Here is a 21,279-nt window from a genome sequence, read left to right on the forward strand (position 1 = left end):
TCTCTCAGTCTTTTAAAGACATACGTGAACCACCCAATGCACGCAAGCAGTGACCCTCTTTTCCGGACAAGAAAACACGACAGCACAAGGCAAGACAACAAACGGCACTCGCATTCACTTCCCCATTCGACACACGAGGAAAGTCGAGTGAACCGTTTTTCCTCGACGGGAACTGGTACTCTTTGGCTTCGTTGAAAATATCTTGAAACATGGCTTTGAGTTGCGCCCCTGCAATCCGCTGCTCCCGAGTTAAAATCTCAACCACCTTCGGATTGGATTTCGCATTGTTGACCACCGAACAGCGTGCGGCATTCGCCACAGTTTTCTCACAATGCTGAAGAATTTCTTGCCTTATTGATCTTGAGAGCGCGCTGACTGGTTTCCATGTCGATAAATCCAAGCGCGAGACAGACACCGAGGTAATCCATCTTCAACACACCCATTTTCTGAAAAGCGCGCTCGTTTTGTTCCAGGGTGATTTTTCCCTGCCCAAGCAGATATTGACTGGCTTTTTGATCGTCATCGATCTCTTCGAGATTCAAGTCCTCGCACGAAATGACAGAGACCCCATCCTGAGAATTCTTGAGCCGACTGAGTTGGCGAGCCTTTTTCTCATGTTCAGTATGCAGGGCTTTCTTCTGCTTGACCACGGATTCATATTTGAAACGAATTTCCTGTTGCTGACGCGCAAGATCGGTGATGACTGACTCTTTGTGCAAATTGATGGCACGAAGAGAAAAAACGAAAAAACCAATTGTCAGACAAAAAAGACTAATGGGGATGGTCATGATCTCGTTTATACCTTCAAAGCGCCTATCTGCTCGTCAAGGTCATCAATTTGGCTTTTAAGTTCAGTCAATTCCTGTTCCAAAGTGTCAATCTTGTATCCAAGTTGTTGAGAGACACCCTTCACTTCCATCCGCTTTCGTCTGATTTGATCAGAACAATTGTGATGGTGCACGACAAGGGCAGCGATAAGAATAAAACCAGCCATTGCCAGCAAAAGATACAGCGTATTCGAATCCAACATGGCAGCTCAGATATCCGCGTTATGAATATTTATCAACAAATTACCCATAGTGATTGCCTGTAATTGCACATTTTGGCAACCTTCTTGTGCATTTTCCCAGCACATCATCTTAAATTGGAAGTATGTGCTTCCAAATAGACTATTTTATGGACACGATCTTGTTTTTTGATGGCCATTTCCAATTTCAAGGCCGCACTTTTGTCTGCAACCATACCGGCAGCGGCAACGCAGACAGGACGCCTCGAACGAGTATATTTCGAAGCAGTTCCGGCATTGTGTTCCTTGAGTCGTCTTTCAACATCAGTGGTTATGCCGCAGTACAAACTGTCATCAGCACACCGCATAAGATAAACGTACCAGCATTGCATGGGCCTTCATAGCCTGAACAGCATGTCCGGTCAAAACAGTCTTGCCAATCCGCACTGCGCAATATACTCCCTTATCCAAGCATTAAAGAGGTAGTTTATTTTATGTCACGAATCACTGTCCAGAGTCTCGGGAAATCCTATGGAGGAGACCCCGTTTTTTCAGATGTGGCCTTTGAGGTTTCACCAGGGATGCGTCTTGCCCTGACAGGTCCCAACGGCTGTGGAAAAAGTACCCTGCTCAAGGTCCTGGCTGGCCGAATAGAACCCGATACCGGACAATTGACGGTATCCAAGGGAGCACAGATCGGCTATGTGGCGCAGGAAATGACCGGCAATGTGCTTGAACATCAACTGCTGTCATGGGTCCTGTCTGCACTCCCCTCCTGGAACGAATTCTGGGAAGATTGGGAAAAAGCGGTCGCTGAAAACGATACAGCACGAATCGAAAAACTGTCGCACCGCCAAGCCGAATTCGAAGAACGGTACGGATACAACCCCGATCACAAGGCTCGGGCCATTTTGACAGGGCTGGGATTCAGGGACGACGATTTATTCAAAAACATTGGTGAATTGTCAGGTGGCTGGCGAGAACGGGCCAAACTCGGACGCGTGCTCCTGCAAGGCGCTGACATTCTGCTGCTCGATGAACCGACCAACCATCTTGATCTGGAAGCCGTCGAATGGCTCGAAAACTATCTGCTCAACTTTCGAGGCACGCTGGCCTTTGTCGTTCACGACAAAATTTTCCTGAATCGGGTCGGCACCCACGTGCTGTTTCTTGGTGCGGGCAAACCGGTTTTTCGAAAAGGCACCTTTAATGAATTTCTGGTGTGGGATGAAGAAAACCGCTCGCAACGACAAAAAGAAGCCGATAAGCTCTCCGCAAGAATTGAAAACGAATATAAATACATCAACAAATTCCGCGTCAAGGCCCGCAAGGCTGCGCAAGCCCAGAGCAAATTGAAAAAAGTGGAAAAACTGGAAATAGAACTGCGCCAGATCAAAGAGGCACAGGCTGCCTCGCATCGCGGCAAAAGTTTGAATTTCCGTTTGCCCGAACCGAAACGAGGCGACAAGGTTCCTGTCTCCGCCGTGGATTTGGCATTTCACTATGAAGGGCTCGACCCCATCTGGCCCACGTTGAATTTTCAACTTTTCCGAGGGAAAAAAGTTGCCGTTGTCGCCCCCAATGGCGCGGGCAAATCAACATTGCTCAAACTGATTACTGGCTCGCTTACTCCCACGGCCGGACACGTCAAGGTCGGCAGTGGAACGGACCTGGGATATTTCAGCCAACATCAGCATGAAATTCTCAATCTTGACAATACGGTGATTGGCGAAATCAGACGACTATCCGATTCAAATTTGACCGAAGAACAGGTCATGAGCGTCTTGGGACTATTCCTTTTGGGCGAATCCTTTTTCGAACGCAAGGTCAAGGCCTTGTCCGGTGGTGAAAAAAGTCGGTTGCTGCTGGCCACTCTTTTCCTGTCTCGATCCAACCTGCTGATCCTTGATGAACCAACAAACCACTTGGATATTGAGACCAGAGAGGGACTGATTCAAGCCTTGAAAGGGTACTCCGGTACTCTGCTTTTCGTGGCTCATGACAGATATCTGCTCAATGAGATAGCCGAAGAAATCTGGGCATTGGATACAAACGGTCTGACACAGCATCTCGGTGGATTCGAAGCCTATCACGCAAAGACTATTTTGGAAGAATCGGCCCCAGATCGCCAGCCCGAAGCCAATTCGGAAGCCGTTCGTGACAAGAAAAAGTTGACCAAGGAAGAAAAACGTCGGCAAGCCGAAGAACGGAATATGCTGTATCGCCAACTCAAACCACGAAAAAAAGAATATACAAAGCTCGAAGCCGATCTGGAAAAAGTTTTGGACGAGCAGGCTCTCCTTGAAGCAAAGATGAACGATCCCGCGACCTATGAAAAGCCGGAAGAGGCACTCAAGTTGAATAACGCCTACAAGGAAGCCTCAGACTGGGCCGAAGAGCTGATGGTTCGCATGGGCGAACTGGAAGAAGAAATCGAAATCATGACAGCCACGGTGGCAAACGAGTGATGAAACCTCATCTCGAAGTGGTCGCCGGTATTCTCTGGCACGACGGAAACTATCTCGCGGTTCAACGTCCAGAGGGTGCGCCCATGGCTGGATGGTGGGAATTTCCCGGCGGCAAAGTGGAACAGGACGAATCCCGTGACACGGCATTGGTTCGAGAATTTCAGGAAGAACTCGCACTCACTCCAACGGATTTTACGTATTGGCAGGAACGGGAGCATGAATATGAGGCCTTTGTCGTTCACATTCATTTTTACCATATTCATCACTACTCAGGTGAGTTGACCATGGTGGAGAATCAACAGTTCCAATGGGTTGATCCCTGTCAGTCCGCATCCCTGGACTTCTTGCCAGCCGATGTCGGCATTGTCGAAAGTTTGCATTCGCACCACCACGAATCATAGCAGGAGAATTCGCCGCCAAGCGGCATTGGTGGTTGCGTTACGAAAAGGTATATGTTTTTATTTGCACAGTAAAAGATGCACATCTGCATCAATGGTTGAAGAAACAACGTATTGCGAGTCTGTGATGGACGAAAAGGGAAATCCCTTTTCTCTCTTTGGAATTTTTTCGCCAAAGGAAAGACACCCTGGCGGGCATTTATATACGTTCAATCAGACAAAACCATGTCTGAAATCGGACACGATGTACAATTTTAGAGTGTGGAGAACCTCACTATGAAGAAAGATCTGGTAGTGGCTGTCTGTGGCGCAACAGGCGCAGTCGGTCAGGAGATGTTGCAGGTATTGGAACAACGCGATTTTCCCTATAGCAAAGTCATTCCCTTGGCGTCTGCTCGAAGCGTCGGCAAAAAAGTGACCTGCAAAGGCGAAGAACTCACGGTCGCCGAATTGACCGAAGACTCTTTCAACGGCGTTGATCTGGCGCTATTTTCCGCCGGAGGCGCAACCAGCCTCAAATTCGCTCCCATCGCAGCCAAAGCGGGCTGTGTCGTCGTCGACAACTCCGCAGCTTGGCGAATGAATGACGAATGTCCTTTGGTCGTTCCCGAAGTCAATCCCGAAGACCTGGATTGGCACAAGGGTATTGTCGCCAACCCGAACTGCTCCACCATTCAAATGATGGTCGCCCTGAAACCCATTCACGACGAAGCCCGCATCAAACGCGTGGTTGTTTCCACCTATCAGGCCGTCTCCGGTACCGGACAAAAGGCCATTGAAGAGCTGGAAAATCAAGCGCGCCGACTCATGTCGGGACAGCCGGTCGTCGCCGATGTGTATCCGCACCAGATTGCCTTCAACTGCCTGCCGCATATCGATGTCTTCATGGACAATGGATATACCAAGGAAGAGATGAAAATGGTCAACGAGACCGTCAAGATCATGGGCGATCCGTCCATCAAGGTCACCGCCACCTGCGTGCGTGTCCCGGTCTTCTACAGCCATTCCGAAGCGATCAATATTGAAACCGAAGAAAAGCTGACGGCAAATGACGTCCGTGCCCTGCTGGCGAAATCGCCCGGTATCATCGTTGAAGATTACCCTGAGAAAAACGCCTATCCCATGCCAGTGATGGCTGCGGGAGACGATGCGACATATGTGGGCCGAATCCGTGAGGATGAGACCATTGAAAATGGCATCAACATGTGGGTTGTTTCCGACAACATCCGTAAGGGTGCCGCCTTGAACACCATCCAGATTGCCGAAACTTTGATTGAACGCGATTTGGTTCGTGTTCCCTAAGAGGATACCGTTGTGGTACAAGTGACTGATTCTGAAGGATATATCGAGGCTCTGCTCGCGGTCAAAAGACCTATCAACAAAAAAGTTCATGCGTTTTACGACCACAGTGTCGAAAAAATTTGCAAGAATCCCGAAGTCATGCTCATGCCATGGGATGACCATCTGGTACACCGTGGAGATGGGATCTTCGAGGTCATGAAATTTGTTGACGGCAAGCTCTATCAGCTCGAACCGCACATGAAACGAATGCAACGTTCCTGCGAATCCATCTTCATGACACCACCGTGTTCATGGAATAAAATCAGTGAATTGGTTCTCGAAGTATGTCGGGCCGGAGGCCGGGCTACCGGCATGGTCCGCGTGATGATTGGTCGTGGTCCCGGTGGTTTTGGCATTGATCCGGCAGAATGCCCAGAAACCAGTTTATATATCGTGGCCTATGACTTCACTGCCAAATCAGAATCAGCCTATGAAACAGGGGTCACGGCTTTCAAGACCTCGGTTCCGGCCAAACAATCCTATCTGGCGACCATCAAATCCATTGATTATCTGCCAAATGTATTGATGCGACACGAGGCTTCTGAAAAAGGCTACGATTACCCCTTCTGCTACGATGATGACGGATTCCTCGCCGAAGGAGCTGTCGAAAACGTCTGTATCGTCAACGACAACGGCACATTGATTATTCCCGAATTCACCAATGCCCTGCCCGGCACAACCATGTTGCGCGCGGTCGATCTGATAAAAGACGAAATATCAATCATGTTCCGTGGCATTCGTGAAGAAGAAATACTCATGGCCAAGGAAGTCATCATCGTCGGCACCACCGGCGACGCCATCCCTGTTATCAGGTACAATGACAAACCCATTCACAATGTCAAACCGGGACCGATCGCACAACGCCTCCGGGAGTTGCTGAAACAGGATTTGCAGGACACCGGTATTCAACTGTAATTCAGCCCCAATACGAACATCAAAAAAGTCCCGAAGACGCTCTGTCTTCGGGACTTTTCTTTCATTATATTAATATGATGCGATGCCGTATCTAGGCCATATTGGCGAGCACAGCCTCAGTCATGGCGGTGCAACCGACCATCTCGCACTGTTCTTGCCTGATGTCGCCGGTCCGATAGCCCTGCTCCAAGGTCTTTTCCACTGCATTCTCAATGCAGTCGGCTTCTTCGACCATGTTAAAGGAATGACGCAACATCATGGACACGGAAAGGATGGTCGCCAACGGATTGGCCTTGTCCTGCCCTGCAATATCAGGCGCAGATCCGTGAATCGGTTCATATAACCCGGGATTGGATTCGCCAAGCGATGCGGACGGCAGCATCCCGATAGACCCGGTGATGGCCGCCGCTTCATCAGACAGGATGTCACCAAACAGGTTCCCGGTCACAATCACGTCGAACTGCGAGGGATCACGCACCAACTGCATGGCCGCATTATCCACATACATATGGGACAACTCGACATCAGCGTATTTTTTATGCTCATCAATGACGATTTCACGCCAGACGCGGGAGACATCCAGCACATTGGCCTTGTCTACAGAACAAACCCGACCGGACCGTTTGCGCGCGGCCTCGAAAGCGACTCGGGCAATACGACGAATTTCATGCTCATAATAGGTCATGGTGTTGTACCCGAAACGTTCGCCGTCCTTTTCCCCGTCAAAACGCGGCTCACCAAAATAGATCCCGCCGGTCAGCTCCCGCACGACCATGACATCCAATCCTTTGGCAACAATATCAGGCCGCAGATAACAGGCGTCCGCCAATTGCTTGTACAGTCGAGCCGGACGGACATTGGCAAATAATCCAAGCGCCTTGCGAATACCAAGCAGCCCTTTTTCCGGACGAATGGCAGGATCGATCGTGTCCCATTTCGGTCCACCGACCGCACCGAGCAACACGGCGTCAGCCTCTTTGCACATGGCCACAGTCTGATCCGGCAAGGGAACGCCTTCGGCATCAATGGCACATCCGCCGATCAGGGCTTCCGTGGTCTCGAATGTACGACCAAACCGCTGCCCCACTGCGTCAAGAACGCGCATGGCCTGGGTCACGATTTCCTGTCCGATACCGTCACCCGGCAAAACACATATTTTCATTTCTTTCTCCAGTCGTTCGATTAAGCCAATTTCTTTTTCGCGTATTCGACAAGTCCACCGGCATCCAGAATCTCCTGCATGAACGGCGGAACAGCCGCAGCCTGTACCGTCTCACCAGAGGTCATATTTCGAATGATTCCGGTCGTGGTATCGACTTCTACTGTATCTGTATCATTGAATTTTTCAATATCATCACCGATTTCGAGCAGCACCAGTCCCATATTGAAACCATTACGGTAGAAAATACGCGCAAAACTGTGAGCAACGACAACCGGGATACCGGCACCCAAAATTGAAATAGGAGCATGTTCACGGGATGAACCGCACCCGAAATTCACACCGCCGATCATGACATCATTTTCCTGAACACGGGAAACCCATCCGGCTTCCAAACCTTCCATGCAATTCGCACCCAATTCCTTGGCGTCAGTGGTCACCAGGAAACGGGCCGGAATGATGGCATCCGTATCGATATGGTCGCCCACTTTGTGAGCAGTTCCAGTCACTTTCATTCTACTAACCTCCTACAATGCGGCGGGGTTGGTGATTTCGCCAGTAATGGCACTGGCCGCAGCCACTGCGGGATTCGCCAAAAAGACTTCCGCTTCAAGTGATCCCATACGCCCCTTGAAATTCCGGTTGGTGGTCGCGATACACCGCTCCCCACCCGCCAAAATACCCATGTGACCGCCCAAACAGGGACCACAGGTCGGCGGACCGACAATGCATCCCGACTCCATGAAAATCTCCATCAAGCCTTCGCGCATACAGGCCGTCCAGATGGCCGGTGTCGCGGGCAGGATAATACACCGGACGGAACGGCTGACTTTGCGACCTTTCAAAAGAGCCGCAGCGACGCGCATGTCTTCGATCCGACCATTGGTGCAGGACCCAATGACTGCCTGATGAATCCGCACTCCGCTCGTGTCGTCAACGGATTTGACGTTGTCCGGCAAATGAGGACAAGCCACTTGGGGAGCCATGCCCGTGACATCGATATTCAACACTCGTTCATACTCGGCATCCGCATCTGGCGTCATCAACTCTCCACCGGAAAATCCGGTAGACTTGGCATATTCCATCGCCTTTTCATCAACAGAAAACAGCCCGACCTTACCGCCGGCCTCAATCGCCATATTGGCAATGGTCATCCGACCTTCCATGGACATGGCATCCACGACCTCGCCGGAATACTCCAAAGCCTTGTACAAGGCCCCGGCAACACCGAGCTGACCGATCTGATGCAGCACAAAATCCTTGGCCCCGACATGTTCACCAGGTGTTCCTGTGAGGTTCACCTTAATGGTGGGCGGCACCTTGAACCATGTTTCACCAAGGGCCATGGCTGCTCCGACATCCGTGGACCCCATGCCAGTGGCAAACGCGCCCAATCCGCCATAGGTACAGGTATGAGAATCAGCACCCACCACGATATCGCCCGGGCCGACAATGCCCTTTTCCGGCAACAAGGCATGTTCGACCCCGACTTCACCACCCTCATAATAATGGGTGATGTCAAATTCTTCGGCGAACTCACGCACGACCTTGACCTGTTCCGCAGAATCAATGTCCTTGTTTGGCGTAAAATGATCGCAGACCAGAGAGACCTTGTCTCGGTCAAATACCTTTTTTGCCCCCATCGCCTTGAAAGACTTGATGGCCAATGGCGCGGTAATGTCATTGGCAAGGACCATATCCACCGAGCACTGGACAATCTGCCCAGCACCAGTGATTTCCTGGTCCGTATGTTTTTGCAATATCTTTTCAGCTAAAGTTCGACCCATGTTCTATCTCTCCTCTTTGGCTTTTTCCATGCGATTCAATGCGTTGATCATGGCGAGCGCACTTGCCTTGACCACATCGGCGTCATTGGCGCGCCCAACGGCTTTTGTCCCATTATGCGCGATGCGAACAGCCACACTTGCCAGTGCATCCGCTCCTTCAGTGACGGCGTTGACAGAATATACTTCCAGTCTCGGGACCACACCTATCAATGAATAGATGGACTGAAACACGGCGTCAATGGAACCTTCACCGAAACAGCTGGTCCGCTTGATCTCCGCAGCCCCCTTGGCCCCGAATTCCATCACGGTTGCAGCATGGGGCGGCACATCGCCTGTCCCGGAAAAGACAGACATATCAACCAGACGGAACCGATCCTTGCGCCGATAGACCGACTCCAGAATCAAGGCTTCGACGTCTTCATCATAAATCTGTTCCTTTTTGTCCGCCAAGTCCTTCACGGCCTTGAACAGCACCTGAATCTGATCATTCTCCAACTCATATCCCAATTCCGTCGCCTTGTTCTTCACAGCATGGGAGCCAGAATGTTTGCCGATCACGATATCATTACTGGTGCGACCAATGGAATCCGGCGTCATTATCTCATATGTCAGCCGATTCTTGATAACACCATCCTGATGGATACCAGATTCATGGGCAAAGGCATTGGCCCCGACGATCGCCTTGTTGGGCGGAATGGGCATACCGATAATCTGCGACAAGCGGCGGCAGGACGGATATAATTGCTCGGTTCGGACATTGGTCTCAACATCATACAATTCCTTGCGGGTATTGATGGCCATGACCAGATCTTCCAAAGCCGCGTTGCCTGCCCGTTCCCCGATACCGAGAACAGTACATTCAACCTGACGGGCACCCGCTGTCACAGCGGCCAAGGTATTGGCCACAGCGCATCCGAGATCGTTATGACAATGCACGGACAAAATCGCGTCATCCACATTCTTCACATTGTCTTTCAGATATTTGATGAGTTCGTAATATTCAAAAGGCTGAGAATACCCGACAGTATCCGGGATATTGACCACCGTGGCCCCGGCCTCAATGGCAACTTCCGTCACCTTGACCAGAAAATCCCAGTCAGAACGAGACGCGTCTTCAGCGGAAAATTCCACGTTGTCCGTATATTGTTTGGCATGGCTGACCGCCGTCTGGATCATGTCGATCACTTCATCCGGGGTCTTGTCCAACTTGTGTTTCATGTGAATATCACTGGTGGCAAGAAAAGTGTGAATCCGTGGATTCTTCGCGTCCTGCACCGCTTCCCAACATCGGTCGATATCACCGATAACAGCCCGACACAGACCGGCAACCTGCACGGAGTCCACGGCCCGGGCAATGGCCTGGACCGCTTCGAAATCGCCTTGACTGGCAATTGGAAACCCAGCCTCGATAATGTCCACACCCAATGTTTCAAGCTGATGTGCCATTCGAATTTTTTCATCCTGGTTCATGGTTGCGCCAGGAGACTGTTCGCCGTCACGCAAGGTGGTATCAAATACATACACTCTGTCTGCCATGATGTCCTCCGGTTCTTCCCCCTTCAGTTATGGGGGATTTACTCTATGATTGCAAATATAGACAATCGCCAAACGCACCAAATGCGTGGCGATACAGGGTCAGTACGACGTACTAATATGGGATTGAGAGAATGGGGGAGTGAGCTAGTTCAGCCCTTCTTCCTTGGAGTTATCCCTGCGTAGTCGTTTGTTTCGACGGGATAGTAGGAAAATGGTGTAGAGCGGGCCAGAAATAAGATAGCCCAAGAAGATGAGAAAGCCGAGCACCTTGGGACGGGACGCGACCAAAGAAAAAATCAGAATAGCGGTGACCATCCAGCTGAAGGGATGGGCCTTGAATGTGCTGAGTTCCTTGAACGAATAGAAACGGATGGTGCTGACCATGAAAAAGGACAGGATATACACCAACACCAATGCACCGGTCGGCATGACTGTGTGCATGTACTCGGCAGGAACGTACTCGGAAAAAAGGACCAATGTGGCAAGTGTGCAGGCCGCCCCGGGAATGGGCAGCCCCACAAAATGTTTTTTCGAGGAAGTGGCGGCCTGTACATTGAAACGGGCCAACCGGAGTGCACCACAGGCCATGAACAGGAATGCAGCCATGAGGCCGAGTCTGCCGTAGTCGTTGAGCACCCACAGATATGTCATGACTGCCGGAACCACACCAAACGCGACCAGATCGGCCAAAGAGTCCAATTGGACGCCGAATTCACTAGTGGTGTTGGTGATACGCGCAACTTTACCGTCCAATCCATCAAAAATACAGCTTGCAAGAATGCACATGGCACAGGAGGCATAATCGCCCTGAATAGCCCATGTCAGTCCTAAAAAGCCAATGAACAAGCTGGCCGTGGTCAGCAGGTTCGGGAGGATGTAGACGCTCTTATGGCGCGGCAGTTTTCTTTCTTTAGCCATGACAATCATTTCTCTATATCCGAGCGGAAAAACCTATCGTTTTTCCGCCAGAGGGGTTTCGCCAGCGACAACGGTTTGTCCGACACTGACAGTGGGTACATAGCCATCCGGCATGTAAAGGTCAACTCTTGATCCAAACTTAATTAAACCATACCGCTCGCCACGTTTGAGTTTGTCACCCGGTTCAGCCCAACAAACGATCCGACGAGCGATCAATCCGGCAATCTGGACCATGGTAAACCGCTGGTTGCCCTTGCCGGTTATCACCAGGATATTCCGTTCATTATCCGTGCTCGCCTTGTCAAAAGAGGCATTGAAGAATTTACCTGGAATATAACGAATGAGTTCAACCTTTCCGCTGACCGGCATCCGATTCACGTGGACGTTGAAAACATTCATGAAAATGGCGATGACCTGACGTTCTTCGCCGGAGACGGGGTCGATTTCACGCGTGACCTTGATGACTTTTCCGTCCGCAGGTGAACACACGTCCTCGGCATTTTCCGGTCCGACACGTTCAGGATCACGGAAAAAATGTCCAATGAAACAGGTCAAAGCAAGCCCGATGACAGCCACAGGCCAACACCCGATCACGGCAAAAATCAATGTCGTAAAAGCGGAAATAATAATATACGGCAGCCCTTCAAGAGAGACACCAACAGAGGGTTTCAACATGATATTTCATGCTCCTTTGCGTCTTTTTTTCAATTCTTATCTACCGTTTCGGTAAACCGCAAGTTTTGTTTTTACTCTATTTTTGCCCCGGCGTATAGAATTTTACGATTTTTCCTTTCTCAAATTTCGTCAATTCATTTCCGGATCCAGCCCGGATTCGACACTTTTCAGTCATCAAAAAAGGCCGCCCGGAACTCCGGGCGGCCTCGCATTCCGTTTTTTTAGATTTCATTAGAACTTTTCGAACTCGTCACCACCATCCATTGACAGCACCACACCGGAACCATGCGTCGATGCATCATTCCTGGATTGTGGAAGAGCCTGTGTCGAAGGCTGACGTGTAACTGTCTTGGTCACTGTATTGGAATACATATCTGAATTGCCGACCTTGAAAAAGCTCATGGCCTCCTCCAGCTGCATACTGTGGCTGCTCAACTGCTCGCTGGTCGAAGACAACTCTTCTGCTGCGGCCGCAGTCTGTTGGATATTCGAATCCAGCATGGACACCGCCTCATTGATCTGACTGGCATTCTCATTTTGATCAATACTGGCCGACGCTATTTCCTGAACTAGATCTGCGGTTTTCTGAATATCCGGCACAAGCACTTCGAGCATCTCGCCCGCTTTTTCTGCGACAGAGACACTGGATGTGGATAATTCACTGATTTCGGCAGCGGCTGTCCCACTCCGCTCAGCCAATTTACGCACTTCAGCAGCGACCACGGCAAATCCTTTGCCATGTTCTCCAGCCCGAGCCGCCTCAATGGCCGCGTTCAATGCCAACAGGTTGGTCTGACGCGCAATCTCTTCAACAATGGAAATCTTTTCAGCGATATTTATCATCGCATTCCGGGCCTCGGAGACAGCCTCTCCACTGACCTGCGCATCAGTCGCAGCCTTGCGGGCAATATCTTCGGTCTGTTGTGCGTTATTCGTATTCTGACCGATATTATTCGCCATTTCTTCCATGGATGAAGAGATTTCTTCAATCCCAGCAGCTTGATCGTTGGCGGTGTCCGACAGACTTCCCGCTGCCGAAGCCAGCTCTTCACTGCCTGTCGCCACTTGCACCGAACCATCCTGAACCGTGGCAAAGACCTCACGCAACTTGTCGCCCATGGCTTCCATGGAATGACAGAGCTGCCCGATTTCATCCTTTTGATCCACATTGATGGTGGTGGTCAAATCGCCATTTTCGACAGCGGTACTCAGTTGCAACGCTTTATTCAACGGAATGGTGATACCTCGGGCAATCAACCATGCCGCCGTCATGCCAATAAGAATGGCAAATCCGGCCACAAAAGCAATCAACAACACGGCACGTTCGTTCGCAGCCTGAAGCATGGGACCAAGGGCGTCCTGTTCTGTCTTGATAGACAATTTCACATTTTCAATATTTTCGGCAATGTTCGGACCTATACGATCCAGTGTTCCGGCAATAATATCAGTATTTCGCTCGTGAATAATTTCAGCAACCTGAGCAATCGTCTTGAAATACGAGGCTTTTGCTTCATGAACCATGCTCAGTGCTTGACGCTGATCGGAATTGAGCACGGCCTTGTCAAGGACACCCAAGTATTGATCGATTTTGGTCCCTTCGCTCTGTACCCGATTAAAATGCGCCACATCATTAGATACCATAAATTTGGCCTGATACAACCGGGCCAGCATGAGATGCTTGCTGCAAACGGCCGCATTAAAAGCAACCACCGTGTTCTTGTCACGATTGGCTGTATCAAGAATGCCGGTCAAGGTTTTCTCCATAAATGGTCCTTGAACATCCAATACATTGGAGACAAGTGTATTTCGTTCGGACTGCATCTCGACCAATGACGTGAACCCTTCATTGTACGCACTCAAATCCCGTGCGAGTTGGGCAACCAATTCGGCACGCTTCGGCTCGACGATTTCCGTCTTGGCCGCGCGCATGAATTCCTGAACACTTTTATGATACTTTTCATACTGTTGCCGATCTGCGTCACTATTCGTAATGATAAAATCTTTGACGTTCATTCGCACCATCAACATATTTGCCTGAATTCTTCCAGCCAAATTGGTATGCCGAGCGAGATTACGATAAGAAATGAATCCGTCCATTCCACCGGACATGGAATAATAGCCGATGCCCCCCACAATCAACAGCAACAACAAGACAAGAGCATACCCCAAAAAAAGTTTCAAATTGACAGACATATTTTTTAACACCAAATCACCCTCACTCCTTTATTTGCACTCTGTACTCAATCGGCAACACGCTTCAACTCACACTATCGAATACGCGCCAACCGATAACAGTAGTGATTATCATTGAGTACATAGGCCTAGTGAAGATCTTTCAAGCTGTCAATAATTATAAAGGGTTGATATAGACAGATTAAAAAATTAAATTTCGGCCCAACAACACTTTCTCAAACAAAATCCTGCTCGAAAAATCAGGACCAAACAAACAATTCACCCTCGGATCAACGGATCATCACATATTGAAAGAGATCAAAAGACACAGGTCGCTACACGACCACGGCTTTATCCATATTTTGGAGGCCCAAAAGGTGGCTATAGAAAGGGAAAAACTTCAATTTGAGACAAATTGTTAAAGAGCTCATGCAAAGAATCTGTACCCACACCCGACGATTGCCCCAAAGCCCTATTCAGGATGGCATGGGGGAGAATAAAATCCTCCCTCTTTTTTAATAAACGGACACAGCCTCACACCAAGAGGTGATACAATTCTTGACCGAGCTTGTGGATGGGAACCAATGCGCCGTCGAAAAACAGTCCTTGTGGGATCAACGTTTCATACGCACGATCAAGCGGAGGCTGAAATTCATTTTCCTTGGCCAGAATAACGGAGGCCTGTGCCACGGCACTGTATGCGATAACCCCGTCCGGGAAAAAGACCGCTGAATTTACTTCCTTTCCAACTGCGGCAAAAAACGCCTGATATTTTCGAAAACAATTATCCGCCGAAAGGGACTGTTGAATACCTGCCAAGGTCTCGTTGGCGACAAAATCAATATTTCGCCCCCTGACCACGGCATATGCGCCTTCACGAGTGGGATCAGCCAACATGACACTCCCGGCCCCCAAAGCGTGAATAAGGTCATGGGTGCGTTCCCCGGAGACAGGATCTGACTGAAAGCCCAGGGTTTGGATGTCGGAAAAACCGCTCCTTCTCGCCTGAATCTGTAACGCGAGCAACACGATACCCGTGCCGGTCCCAAGATCGACACCGACGAAAGGGCCACCCTCTGATTGCCGTGGCCGACTCTGACTCAGCACACACCGCATCACAGACGCTGCTCGGGGGACATCGGCCAAAACGCGCAAAACCGAAGACCACATCCGCAATCGATTCATGATTTCAATGTCGTCCGCGGGTTCATTCATGGATTGATGTCTAGAGAACTGTCCATACAATGTGGCAATTTCCTCATAGGGTACAGAGACATCACACGCATCATGGACATAAGCAAAAAAATACTTCACCGCGATATTGAGAAGACTTGCATCGGAGATCGGCTTATGGGGATCGCACGCCAACTCAACCTCATGCGCCAAACTGTCCGAGGAATAAAATGCCGGGGCATTCCTTTTTTCAAAACAATTGAAGGCAGTCGTGAAGTTCCTGGCCTGAATCCCTGTTGAAACCAAAGGCGATTTCGTCAGGGCCGAGCCGTCAATATCTGTCTGTTCTTGAGAAAATTCAATCGTCGTCATAATGTCCGGGCGATACGCGCTGTTGGGAAATTCTTGCCGCCGTATCAGGAAATGCAGGGACCATACCGAGAATGACTTACATTGAAAGGGAAATACGTTTCTCCAGCAGATCAAACCGCCCAAAACAGAAAAAGCCGACCTCAATGAGGTCGGCCTGATTTTCTGGAGCGGGAAACGAGATTTGAACTCGCGACTTCAACCTTGGCAAGGTTGCACTCTACCACTGAGTTATTCCCGCGTTTGAAGCGAAGGCTTGTCTAACGACAGCCTACTGGGATGTCAACACAAAATTTCAAAAAAACAATTTTATTCAAAAGAAAATCCGATCTCAATGAAATCGGCTTAATTTCCTGGAGCGGGAAACGAGATTTGAACTCGCGACTTCAACCTTGGCAAGGTTGCACTCTACCACTGAATTATTCCCGCGACTTGGAGGCGACATCCGGATTTGAACCGGAGAATGGAGGTTTTGCAGACCTCTGCCTTACCACTTGGCTATGTCGCCATATTTTGGAGCGGGAAACGAGATTTGAACTCGCGACTTCAACCTTGGCAAGGTTGCACTCTACCACTGAGTTATTCCCGCGCTTGATACTCAAATGTGTCTAACGACAACTACTTTGAATGTCAGTATAAATTTTCAAAAAAACAAAATTTCTCCCAAGAGAAAGGCCGATCTCGATGAGACCGGCCGAATTCTCTGGAGCGGGAAACGAGATTTGAACTCGCGACTTCAACCTTGGCAAGGTTGCACTCTACCACTGAGTTATTCCCGCGACTTGGAGGCGACATCCGGATTTGAACCGGAGAATGGAGGTTTTGCAGACCTCTGCCTTACCACTTGGCTATGTCGCCATACTTTGGAGCGGGAAACGAGATTTGAACTCGCGACTTCAACCTTGGCAAGGTTGCACTCTACCACTGAGTTATTCCCGCTCTCAAAAGCGAGTTACTGTTTACCCACGGGTCTTGCGAGTGTCAAGCGTATTTTCATTTTTTTCACTATTCCGAGGGGTAAAGAACTTCTTATAATTTATCGACTCATAGAAAGACTTTACTTTTTGTATCTTTTTGGTATACCAACGCGCTTTAATTCAGTAGAAAAAGGATTACACCCTTAACTCCTCAAACTTTGTTAAAATCCTGAGGGGAGGTACCTATGGAAGCGAAAGATCTGCAATACTTCAAAGATACCCTGAACGGTATGCTCGATGAAATTCTCAGGAAAAGTGAGGAAACCATCGAGGACATGACGGAATCTGGCGAAGTTTATGCCGACCCGGCAGACCGGGCAACCGCGGAATCGGACCGTGCATTCACTTTACGACTGCGTGACCGTGAACGGAAACTGATTAAGAAGATTCAACAGGCGGCCATCCGTATCGAGGAAGGCGAGTTCGGCATTTGCCAGGAGTGCGGTGACGACATATCGATTCCTCGGCTGAAGGCCAGACCCATGACCACGCTCTGCATCAATTGCAAAAGTAAACAGGAAGAAGACGAGGCTGTTCGCGGCGACTAGCCGTCAACCTTCGTCAAACCGGCATCGCCAACCATGGAAGCGAACTTTTTCCGTTTTCTCGGGAAAGAACTTGCGTCCGCACTGGCGGGACGTCGAATCGATAAAGTCTTCGGACCGGCCCCTGGAGTCTGGACATTCACAATCCAGAACTCCGGTGGGCCGTTATATCTGATTTATCGGCCCGCCAAATCGGCGAGTCATCTCTTTTTTTCGACCACCAAACCAGTCAATCCGCAGACAGCTCCGGCAATGGCCATGTGGTTTCGCAAACGCCTGCGTGGACGAAAAATCCTCTCCGTCAGCACCAATTGGGCCAGGCTGCAACTCGCCGTGCATCTCTCTCCACGCAACGAAGACGGAGCAGGAAATGTTCTGCTCATAGACTGTCGGACTGGCATGAAACTGGTCGACGAGCTGGATCAGGACTTCGACATTCAACCGGAATGGCCCGCGTTGGAAGACGTCATGAACGACCCCAAAATCTGGCGGGAATACCCACACCTTTCTCCCCGACTCCGCAAACGGCTCGGTTCTCTGGCCGAAGAAGAGGCTCACGCACTCTATTTTTCAGTGGCCACAGGCGAAACCGACACCTTTTTCCTTCCAAGGGTCAGCCACAAATGGATGCCCCCGCTGGTATGGACATCCTCGGCTCACGAAGAGACATTTGCTTCTGCTTTGGACGCTGCGGCCGCGTATGGAGAACGAACCCTGTTCCCCCTCCTGGAAACCGAAGAGGACAAACCACAGCAGACCATCCGTAAACGGACCATGAAAAAGATTCGGCGGAACCTCGCACGTCTGGATGAAGAAAAAGTTCGTCTCGACACGCTGGCGCAGGAACAGATCAAGGCCGAAGCCTTGCAAGCGGAACTCTACCGTTTCAAGCAGGCTGAAGGATTGGAGACAGTCTCTGTGACGCACCCGGTCCATGGGCACATGACCGTGGCCCTGAACCCGTTTCTTTCGCCAACAGAAAACATGGAACATTATTTCAAGTTGGCAGGGAAAGCGCACCGAGGCTATGTCCATCTGAAACGCCGTCGAAAAGAACTGCTCCAGCAACTCCACGAAGCGGAAAACGGCACCATGACCATCCACCCGGCCATCTTGGCCAGTCAATCCACAAAACAGGATGGTCCCAGTGCCCTGCCCAAACGATATCGCGGTCTGGCCGTTGCAATTTTTCGGTCTTCGGATGGCTTTACCATCCTGCGTGGCAAGAACAAGAAAGCCAACCACGACATGCTCAGCAAAGCAGCCAGCCCCTTTGACTACTGGTTTCACCTGCAGGACGGTCCCAGCTCCCATGTCATTCTGAAAAGAGATCACCCCGGACAGGCTGTCCCTGAAACAACGCTGAATGAAGCGGCCATTCTGTGCGGGCTGAAAAGCTATCGCTCCAACGATGGCAGGGCTGACGTCATGTACGCCTTGGTCAAGGACGTGCGAAAGGTCAAAGGCTTCAATCTCGGTCAAGTCGCCGTGGATAAAAAAATCGGCACCTTATGCGTCAAACTCGACCCGACGCTCGAAACCGCTCTTCACTAATCGCTCCCCTCCCCCGCTTTCCCAGTGGATCACGAATTATCGTGACCATTATTTTCACGCTGTCCAACTGGACAAGCCCACACTCACCGGGCACAGTGAAAAAATGGCAGATTCTCCTTTTCACAGGAGTTCGACACCCATGCGCTTCGCACGCACGGCATTCGTCCAAACCAGTCACCCATGGAGGCAAACATGGAGACGATCCAATTCGAGAAATGGGACACGTATCTCGTGTACGAACACGAACTGATTGAACGCGCCATGGCCGTTTTAAAACACAATTTGGAAGGATTGGAATCCGGGAAATACGACGCGACTCAACTGACTCGCGCGTTGGATTTTCTCCTGGAATTCGGCGACAAGGTTCACAACAAAAAAGAAGAAGATCACCTGTTTCCGCTTATGAACCAACTGGGAATCCCCATTGAAGGCGGACCAATCGGTGTCATGCTCATGGAACATGAAGCAGAACGAAAACTGCTCGCCCGCATGATACTCAATGTCCCAAACATAACAAATTTTACTGCGGAGAGACGGCAACAGTTCAAACAGGAAGGTTTGGACTACCTCCAAATAAGGGCGGAACACATCTGGAAAGAAAACGATGTGCTCTATGCCATGGGACGAAAGATCATCCAGGACGATGCTGCGACGCAATTGGTCGAAGCCTTCAATGCCGTGGATGACGCGGCGTATGGATATGCAGCCAAGGGCAACTATCTGTCCATGGTCGAAGAGATGGAAAGTGCCGACACGATCCGAACCCGACTGGTTGAAAATCTGACAACCGATCAGCTCCACGGCATATTGGAAACTCTCCCCTTTGAGCTGACCTTTGTGGATGCCAAAGACACCGTGGCCTACTTCAACAAGCTGGACAAACCCAAGGTCTTTGCAAGAACTCGGTCCGTCGTGGGTCGCAAGGTCCAGAAATGTCATCCTGAAAAATCCGTGGATACGGTCCAAAAAATCGTCGAGGGCTTCAAGAACAAGACACATGACAAGGCGGAATTCTGGATCAACATGGGCGATGAAACCATCATGATCCGATATTTTCCTGTTTTTGATGACACCGGTCAATATCTCGGTGTCTGTGAGGTCACGCAGGAAGTTGGCTGGATCAGACGGCTTGAGGGAGAACAGCGACTTCTTGACTGGTGATGAGCCAACCCCAAAAAGCAGGGGCATGGATACTCCATGCCCCTGCTTTATCTCTGATTCTCAGCCCCGTCAGACAATCTGATTGAGCTGTGTCCGCCCCAACAAATTCAAGGCCAGCTGTTTCTCTGAATCCAATCGGCTCACGACCGATTGCTGAACACGCTTGGACGAAGACCCGAATTGTCCTTTACGATTGTCATATACGCCTTCGATAAGTGACGCATTGAACTCGACCTTCTGACCACCTTTGGTCACACTGTCGATGGCTGTGTTGAAAATTCTGGCTGCCCCAGTCGGTCCATGTTGCACCGACGTGGACCACAAGACTTCCCGCAATGCGGGCGGCGCATTCTCGAAATCGAGTCCAGTTTGTTGCAAGATCATGTTTCGGGCCGGTTGATACGTCTCTCCGGCAATAAAATCGTGTTGCAAGGTCTCGAAACGGACAGGTGATTCAGCGGCTATGGCCCGCCATTCTTGCGGCATCCCGCCGTCTTTCGACCCTGTATTCGTAGGCCCGGCAGCGCGCAATCGTTCGCTCACATCAGAAGCATTGGCATCGAGATAGGTCAAGAACCGGTCCATTGTCCCAGGCTTGGACGCGATTTGATATTTGCCATACGACGTCCCCCCCACACGGTCATACCCAATGGCGGACACACCCTCTTTTCCCGATTCGAAGTGCGCTGACAAGGATCCGGGAACATACACTGGAGACAGCGAAACATCCCGTTCAGCGGTCTCTTTTTCCCCGACATCGTTGCCCTGTCCAGACTGTTGAGAGACGACAGCCTCGGGACGCATGAGACGGGTAATGGTGGCCAAAGCGTCCAGCATTGACGCATCCTGTATCATTGAAACGTCAAAGGTCTCTGAAGCCCCCCCAGTTTCCGAAGCATCGTTTCCCGCTCCGAAAAGGCTCTGGGCCATGGTCATCTGGGAATCAAAAGCGGCCTGAAGGCACGTATCACGCGCTCCATCAGTCGTCCCGGACGGTTCTCCGGTGCGGCCCTGCCCACGAATCAGGGCGGCATACTCGTTGATCTTGCCAAAAGACATCCAGCACTCCTGCGTCAAAGTTTTGGCCCACAAACAGGCCTCCGCAAGGAGAGAAGCAAAGGGTAT

General features: G+C 50.4%; 20 protein-coding genes and 7 tRNA genes. 7 read left to right on the forward strand and 20 right to left on the reverse strand.

Annotated features, from left to right (window positions below):
* Nucleotides 1-4 precede the first annotated feature (4 nt).
* The 4 genes from GO013_RS11435 to GO013_RS11450 all read right to left on the reverse strand — a co-directional run bounded on the left by GO013_RS11435 (nt 5) and on the right by GO013_RS11450 (nt 1,398).
* Nucleotides 5-319, reverse strand: a complete 315-nt coding sequence (locus GO013_RS11435; protein ID WP_163811233.1) for a hypothetical protein — start codon at nt 317-319, stop codon at nt 5-7.
* A 7-nt stretch (nt 320-326) separates the two neighbouring features.
* Nucleotides 327-788 (reverse strand): hypothetical protein, encoded by a 462-nt coding sequence (locus GO013_RS11440; RefSeq protein WP_163811235.1) that lies wholly within the window; start codon nt 786-788, stop codon nt 327-329.
* Nucleotides 789-796: 8 nt separating this feature from the next.
* Nucleotides 797-1,030, reverse strand: a complete 234-nt coding sequence (locus GO013_RS11445) for a hypothetical protein (protein WP_163811237.1) — start codon at nt 1,028-1,030, stop codon at nt 797-799.
* 104 nt (nt 1,031-1,134) lie between these two features.
* A complete protein-coding gene (locus GO013_RS11450; RefSeq protein WP_163811238.1) occupies nt 1,135-1,398 on the reverse strand; it encodes a GIY-YIG nuclease family protein in 264 nt (87 codons plus the stop codon).
* Nucleotides 1,399-1,500: 102 nt separating this feature from the next.
* Between GO013_RS11450 and GO013_RS11455 the strand changes: the two genes are divergently transcribed.
* From GO013_RS11455 to GO013_RS11470, 4 genes are all read left to right on the forward strand, one after another.
* Nucleotides 1,501-3,474 carry an ABC-F family ATP-binding cassette domain-containing protein gene (locus tag GO013_RS11455; RefSeq protein WP_163811240.1) on the forward strand — a complete coding sequence of 658 codons (1,974 nt, stop codon included), beginning with the start codon at nt 1,501-1,503 and terminating at the stop codon, nt 3,472-3,474.
* A complete protein-coding gene (locus GO013_RS11460) occupies nt 3,474-3,875 on the forward strand; it encodes a (deoxy)nucleoside triphosphate pyrophosphohydrolase (RefSeq protein ID WP_163811243.1) in 402 nt (133 codons plus the stop codon). Before GO013_RS11455 ends, GO013_RS11460 begins: the two co-directional genes overlap by 1 nt.
* 273 nt (nt 3,876-4,148) lie before the next feature.
* A complete protein-coding gene (locus tag GO013_RS11465; protein WP_163811245.1) occupies nt 4,149-5,174 on the forward strand; it encodes an aspartate-semialdehyde dehydrogenase in 1,026 nt (341 codons plus the stop codon).
* A gap of 12 nt (nt 5,175-5,186) precedes the next feature.
* Nucleotides 5,187-6,128: an aminotransferase class IV gene (locus tag GO013_RS11470; RefSeq protein WP_163811247.1), complete on the forward strand. Its 942-nt coding sequence runs from the start codon at nt 5,187-5,189 to the stop codon at nt 6,126-6,128.
* Between the two features lie 91 nt (nt 6,129-6,219).
* On the opposite strand, the gene leuB is transcribed toward GO013_RS11470, so the two are convergent.
* The 15 genes from leuB to GO013_RS11545 form a co-directional block, all read right to left on the reverse strand.
* On the reverse strand, nt 6,220-7,290 hold the full coding sequence (leuB, locus tag GO013_RS11475; RefSeq protein ID WP_163811249.1) for a 3-isopropylmalate dehydrogenase: 1,071 nt from the start codon (nt 7,288-7,290) through the stop codon (nt 6,220-6,222).
* 20 nt (nt 7,291-7,310) lie between these two features.
* Nucleotides 7,311-7,802, reverse strand: a complete 492-nt coding sequence (locus GO013_RS11480) for a 3-isopropylmalate dehydratase small subunit (RefSeq protein ID WP_163811252.1) — start codon at nt 7,800-7,802, stop codon at nt 7,311-7,313.
* A 12-nt stretch (nt 7,803-7,814) separates the two neighbouring features.
* Nucleotides 7,815-9,074 (reverse strand): 3-isopropylmalate dehydratase large subunit, encoded by a 1,260-nt coding sequence (leuC, locus tag GO013_RS11485; RefSeq protein ID WP_163811254.1) that lies wholly within the window; start codon nt 9,072-9,074, stop codon nt 7,815-7,817.
* Nucleotides 9,075-9,077: 3 nt separating this feature from the next.
* A complete protein-coding gene (locus tag GO013_RS11490) occupies nt 9,078-10,610 on the reverse strand; it encodes a 2-isopropylmalate synthase (RefSeq protein WP_163811256.1) in 1,533 nt (510 codons plus the stop codon).
* A gap of 144 nt (nt 10,611-10,754) precedes the next feature.
* Complete coding sequence (gene pssA, locus GO013_RS11495; protein ID WP_163811258.1) at nt 10,755-11,528, reverse strand: CDP-diacylglycerol--serine O-phosphatidyltransferase; 774 nt, start codon at nt 11,526-11,528, stop codon at nt 10,755-10,757.
* A gap of 33 nt (nt 11,529-11,561) precedes the next feature.
* The gene (locus GO013_RS11500; RefSeq protein WP_163811260.1) at nt 11,562-12,203 is read right to left on the reverse strand and encodes a phosphatidylserine decarboxylase family protein; all 642 of its coding nucleotides are present in this window, start codon (nt 12,201-12,203) and stop codon (nt 11,562-11,564) included.
* A gap of 231 nt (nt 12,204-12,434) precedes the next feature.
* The gene (locus GO013_RS11505) at nt 12,435-14,396 is read right to left on the reverse strand and encodes a methyl-accepting chemotaxis protein (RefSeq protein WP_163811262.1); all 1,962 of its coding nucleotides are present in this window, start codon (nt 14,394-14,396) and stop codon (nt 12,435-12,437) included.
* Between the two features lie 513 nt (nt 14,397-14,909).
* Nucleotides 14,910-15,920, reverse strand: a complete 1,011-nt coding sequence (locus tag GO013_RS11510) for a hypothetical protein (RefSeq protein WP_163811264.1) — start codon at nt 15,918-15,920, stop codon at nt 14,910-14,912.
* Nucleotides 15,921-16,083: 163 nt separating this feature from the next.
* Nucleotides 16,084-16,158, reverse strand: a tRNA-Gly gene (locus tag GO013_RS11515).
* 113 nt (nt 16,159-16,271) lie between these two features.
* Nucleotides 16,272-16,346: transfer RNA gene (locus GO013_RS11520), tRNA-Gly, on the reverse strand.
* 4 nt (nt 16,347-16,350) lie between these two features.
* Nucleotides 16,351-16,425: transfer RNA gene (locus GO013_RS11525), tRNA-Cys, on the reverse strand.
* A 6-nt stretch (nt 16,426-16,431) separates the two neighbouring features.
* Nucleotides 16,432-16,506 (reverse strand) — tRNA-Gly (locus GO013_RS11530).
* A gap of 115 nt (nt 16,507-16,621) precedes the next feature.
* Nucleotides 16,622-16,696 (reverse strand) — tRNA-Gly (locus GO013_RS11535).
* Nucleotides 16,697-16,700: 4 nt separating this feature from the next.
* Nucleotides 16,701-16,775, reverse strand: a tRNA-Cys gene (locus tag GO013_RS11540).
* Nucleotides 16,776-16,781: 6 nt separating this feature from the next.
* Nucleotides 16,782-16,856 (reverse strand) — tRNA-Gly (locus tag GO013_RS11545).
* A gap of 223 nt (nt 16,857-17,079) precedes the next feature.
* Between GO013_RS11545 and dksA the strand changes: the two genes are divergently transcribed.
* The 3 genes from dksA to GO013_RS11560 all read left to right on the forward strand — a co-directional run bounded on the left by dksA (nt 17,080) and on the right by GO013_RS11560 (nt 20,154).
* Nucleotides 17,080-17,442, forward strand: coding sequence for an RNA polymerase-binding protein DksA (dksA, locus tag GO013_RS11550; RefSeq protein ID WP_163811266.1), 363 nt, complete (start codon nt 17,080-17,082; stop codon nt 17,440-17,442).
* 33 nt (nt 17,443-17,475) lie between these two features.
* On the forward strand, nt 17,476-18,993 hold the full coding sequence (locus GO013_RS11555) for an NFACT RNA binding domain-containing protein (protein WP_163811268.1): 1,518 nt from the start codon (nt 17,476-17,478) through the stop codon (nt 18,991-18,993).
* A gap of 192 nt (nt 18,994-19,185) precedes the next feature.
* A complete protein-coding gene (locus GO013_RS11560; RefSeq protein WP_163811270.1) occupies nt 19,186-20,154 on the forward strand; it encodes a PAS domain-containing protein in 969 nt (322 codons plus the stop codon).
* A 69-nt stretch (nt 20,155-20,223) separates the two neighbouring features.
* On the opposite strand, the gene GO013_RS11565 is transcribed toward GO013_RS11560, so the two are convergent.
* Nucleotides 20,224-21,246 carry a hypothetical protein gene (locus GO013_RS11565; protein ID WP_239057839.1) on the reverse strand — a complete coding sequence of 341 codons (1,023 nt, stop codon included), beginning with the start codon at nt 21,244-21,246 and terminating at the stop codon, nt 20,224-20,226.
* Between the last annotated feature and the right edge of the window lie 33 nt (nt 21,247-21,279).

Origin of the sequence: Pseudodesulfovibrio sp. JC047 (assembly GCF_010468615.1) — a bacterium.
GTDB lineage: Bacteria > Desulfobacterota > Desulfovibrionia > Desulfovibrionales > Desulfovibrionaceae > Pseudodesulfovibrio.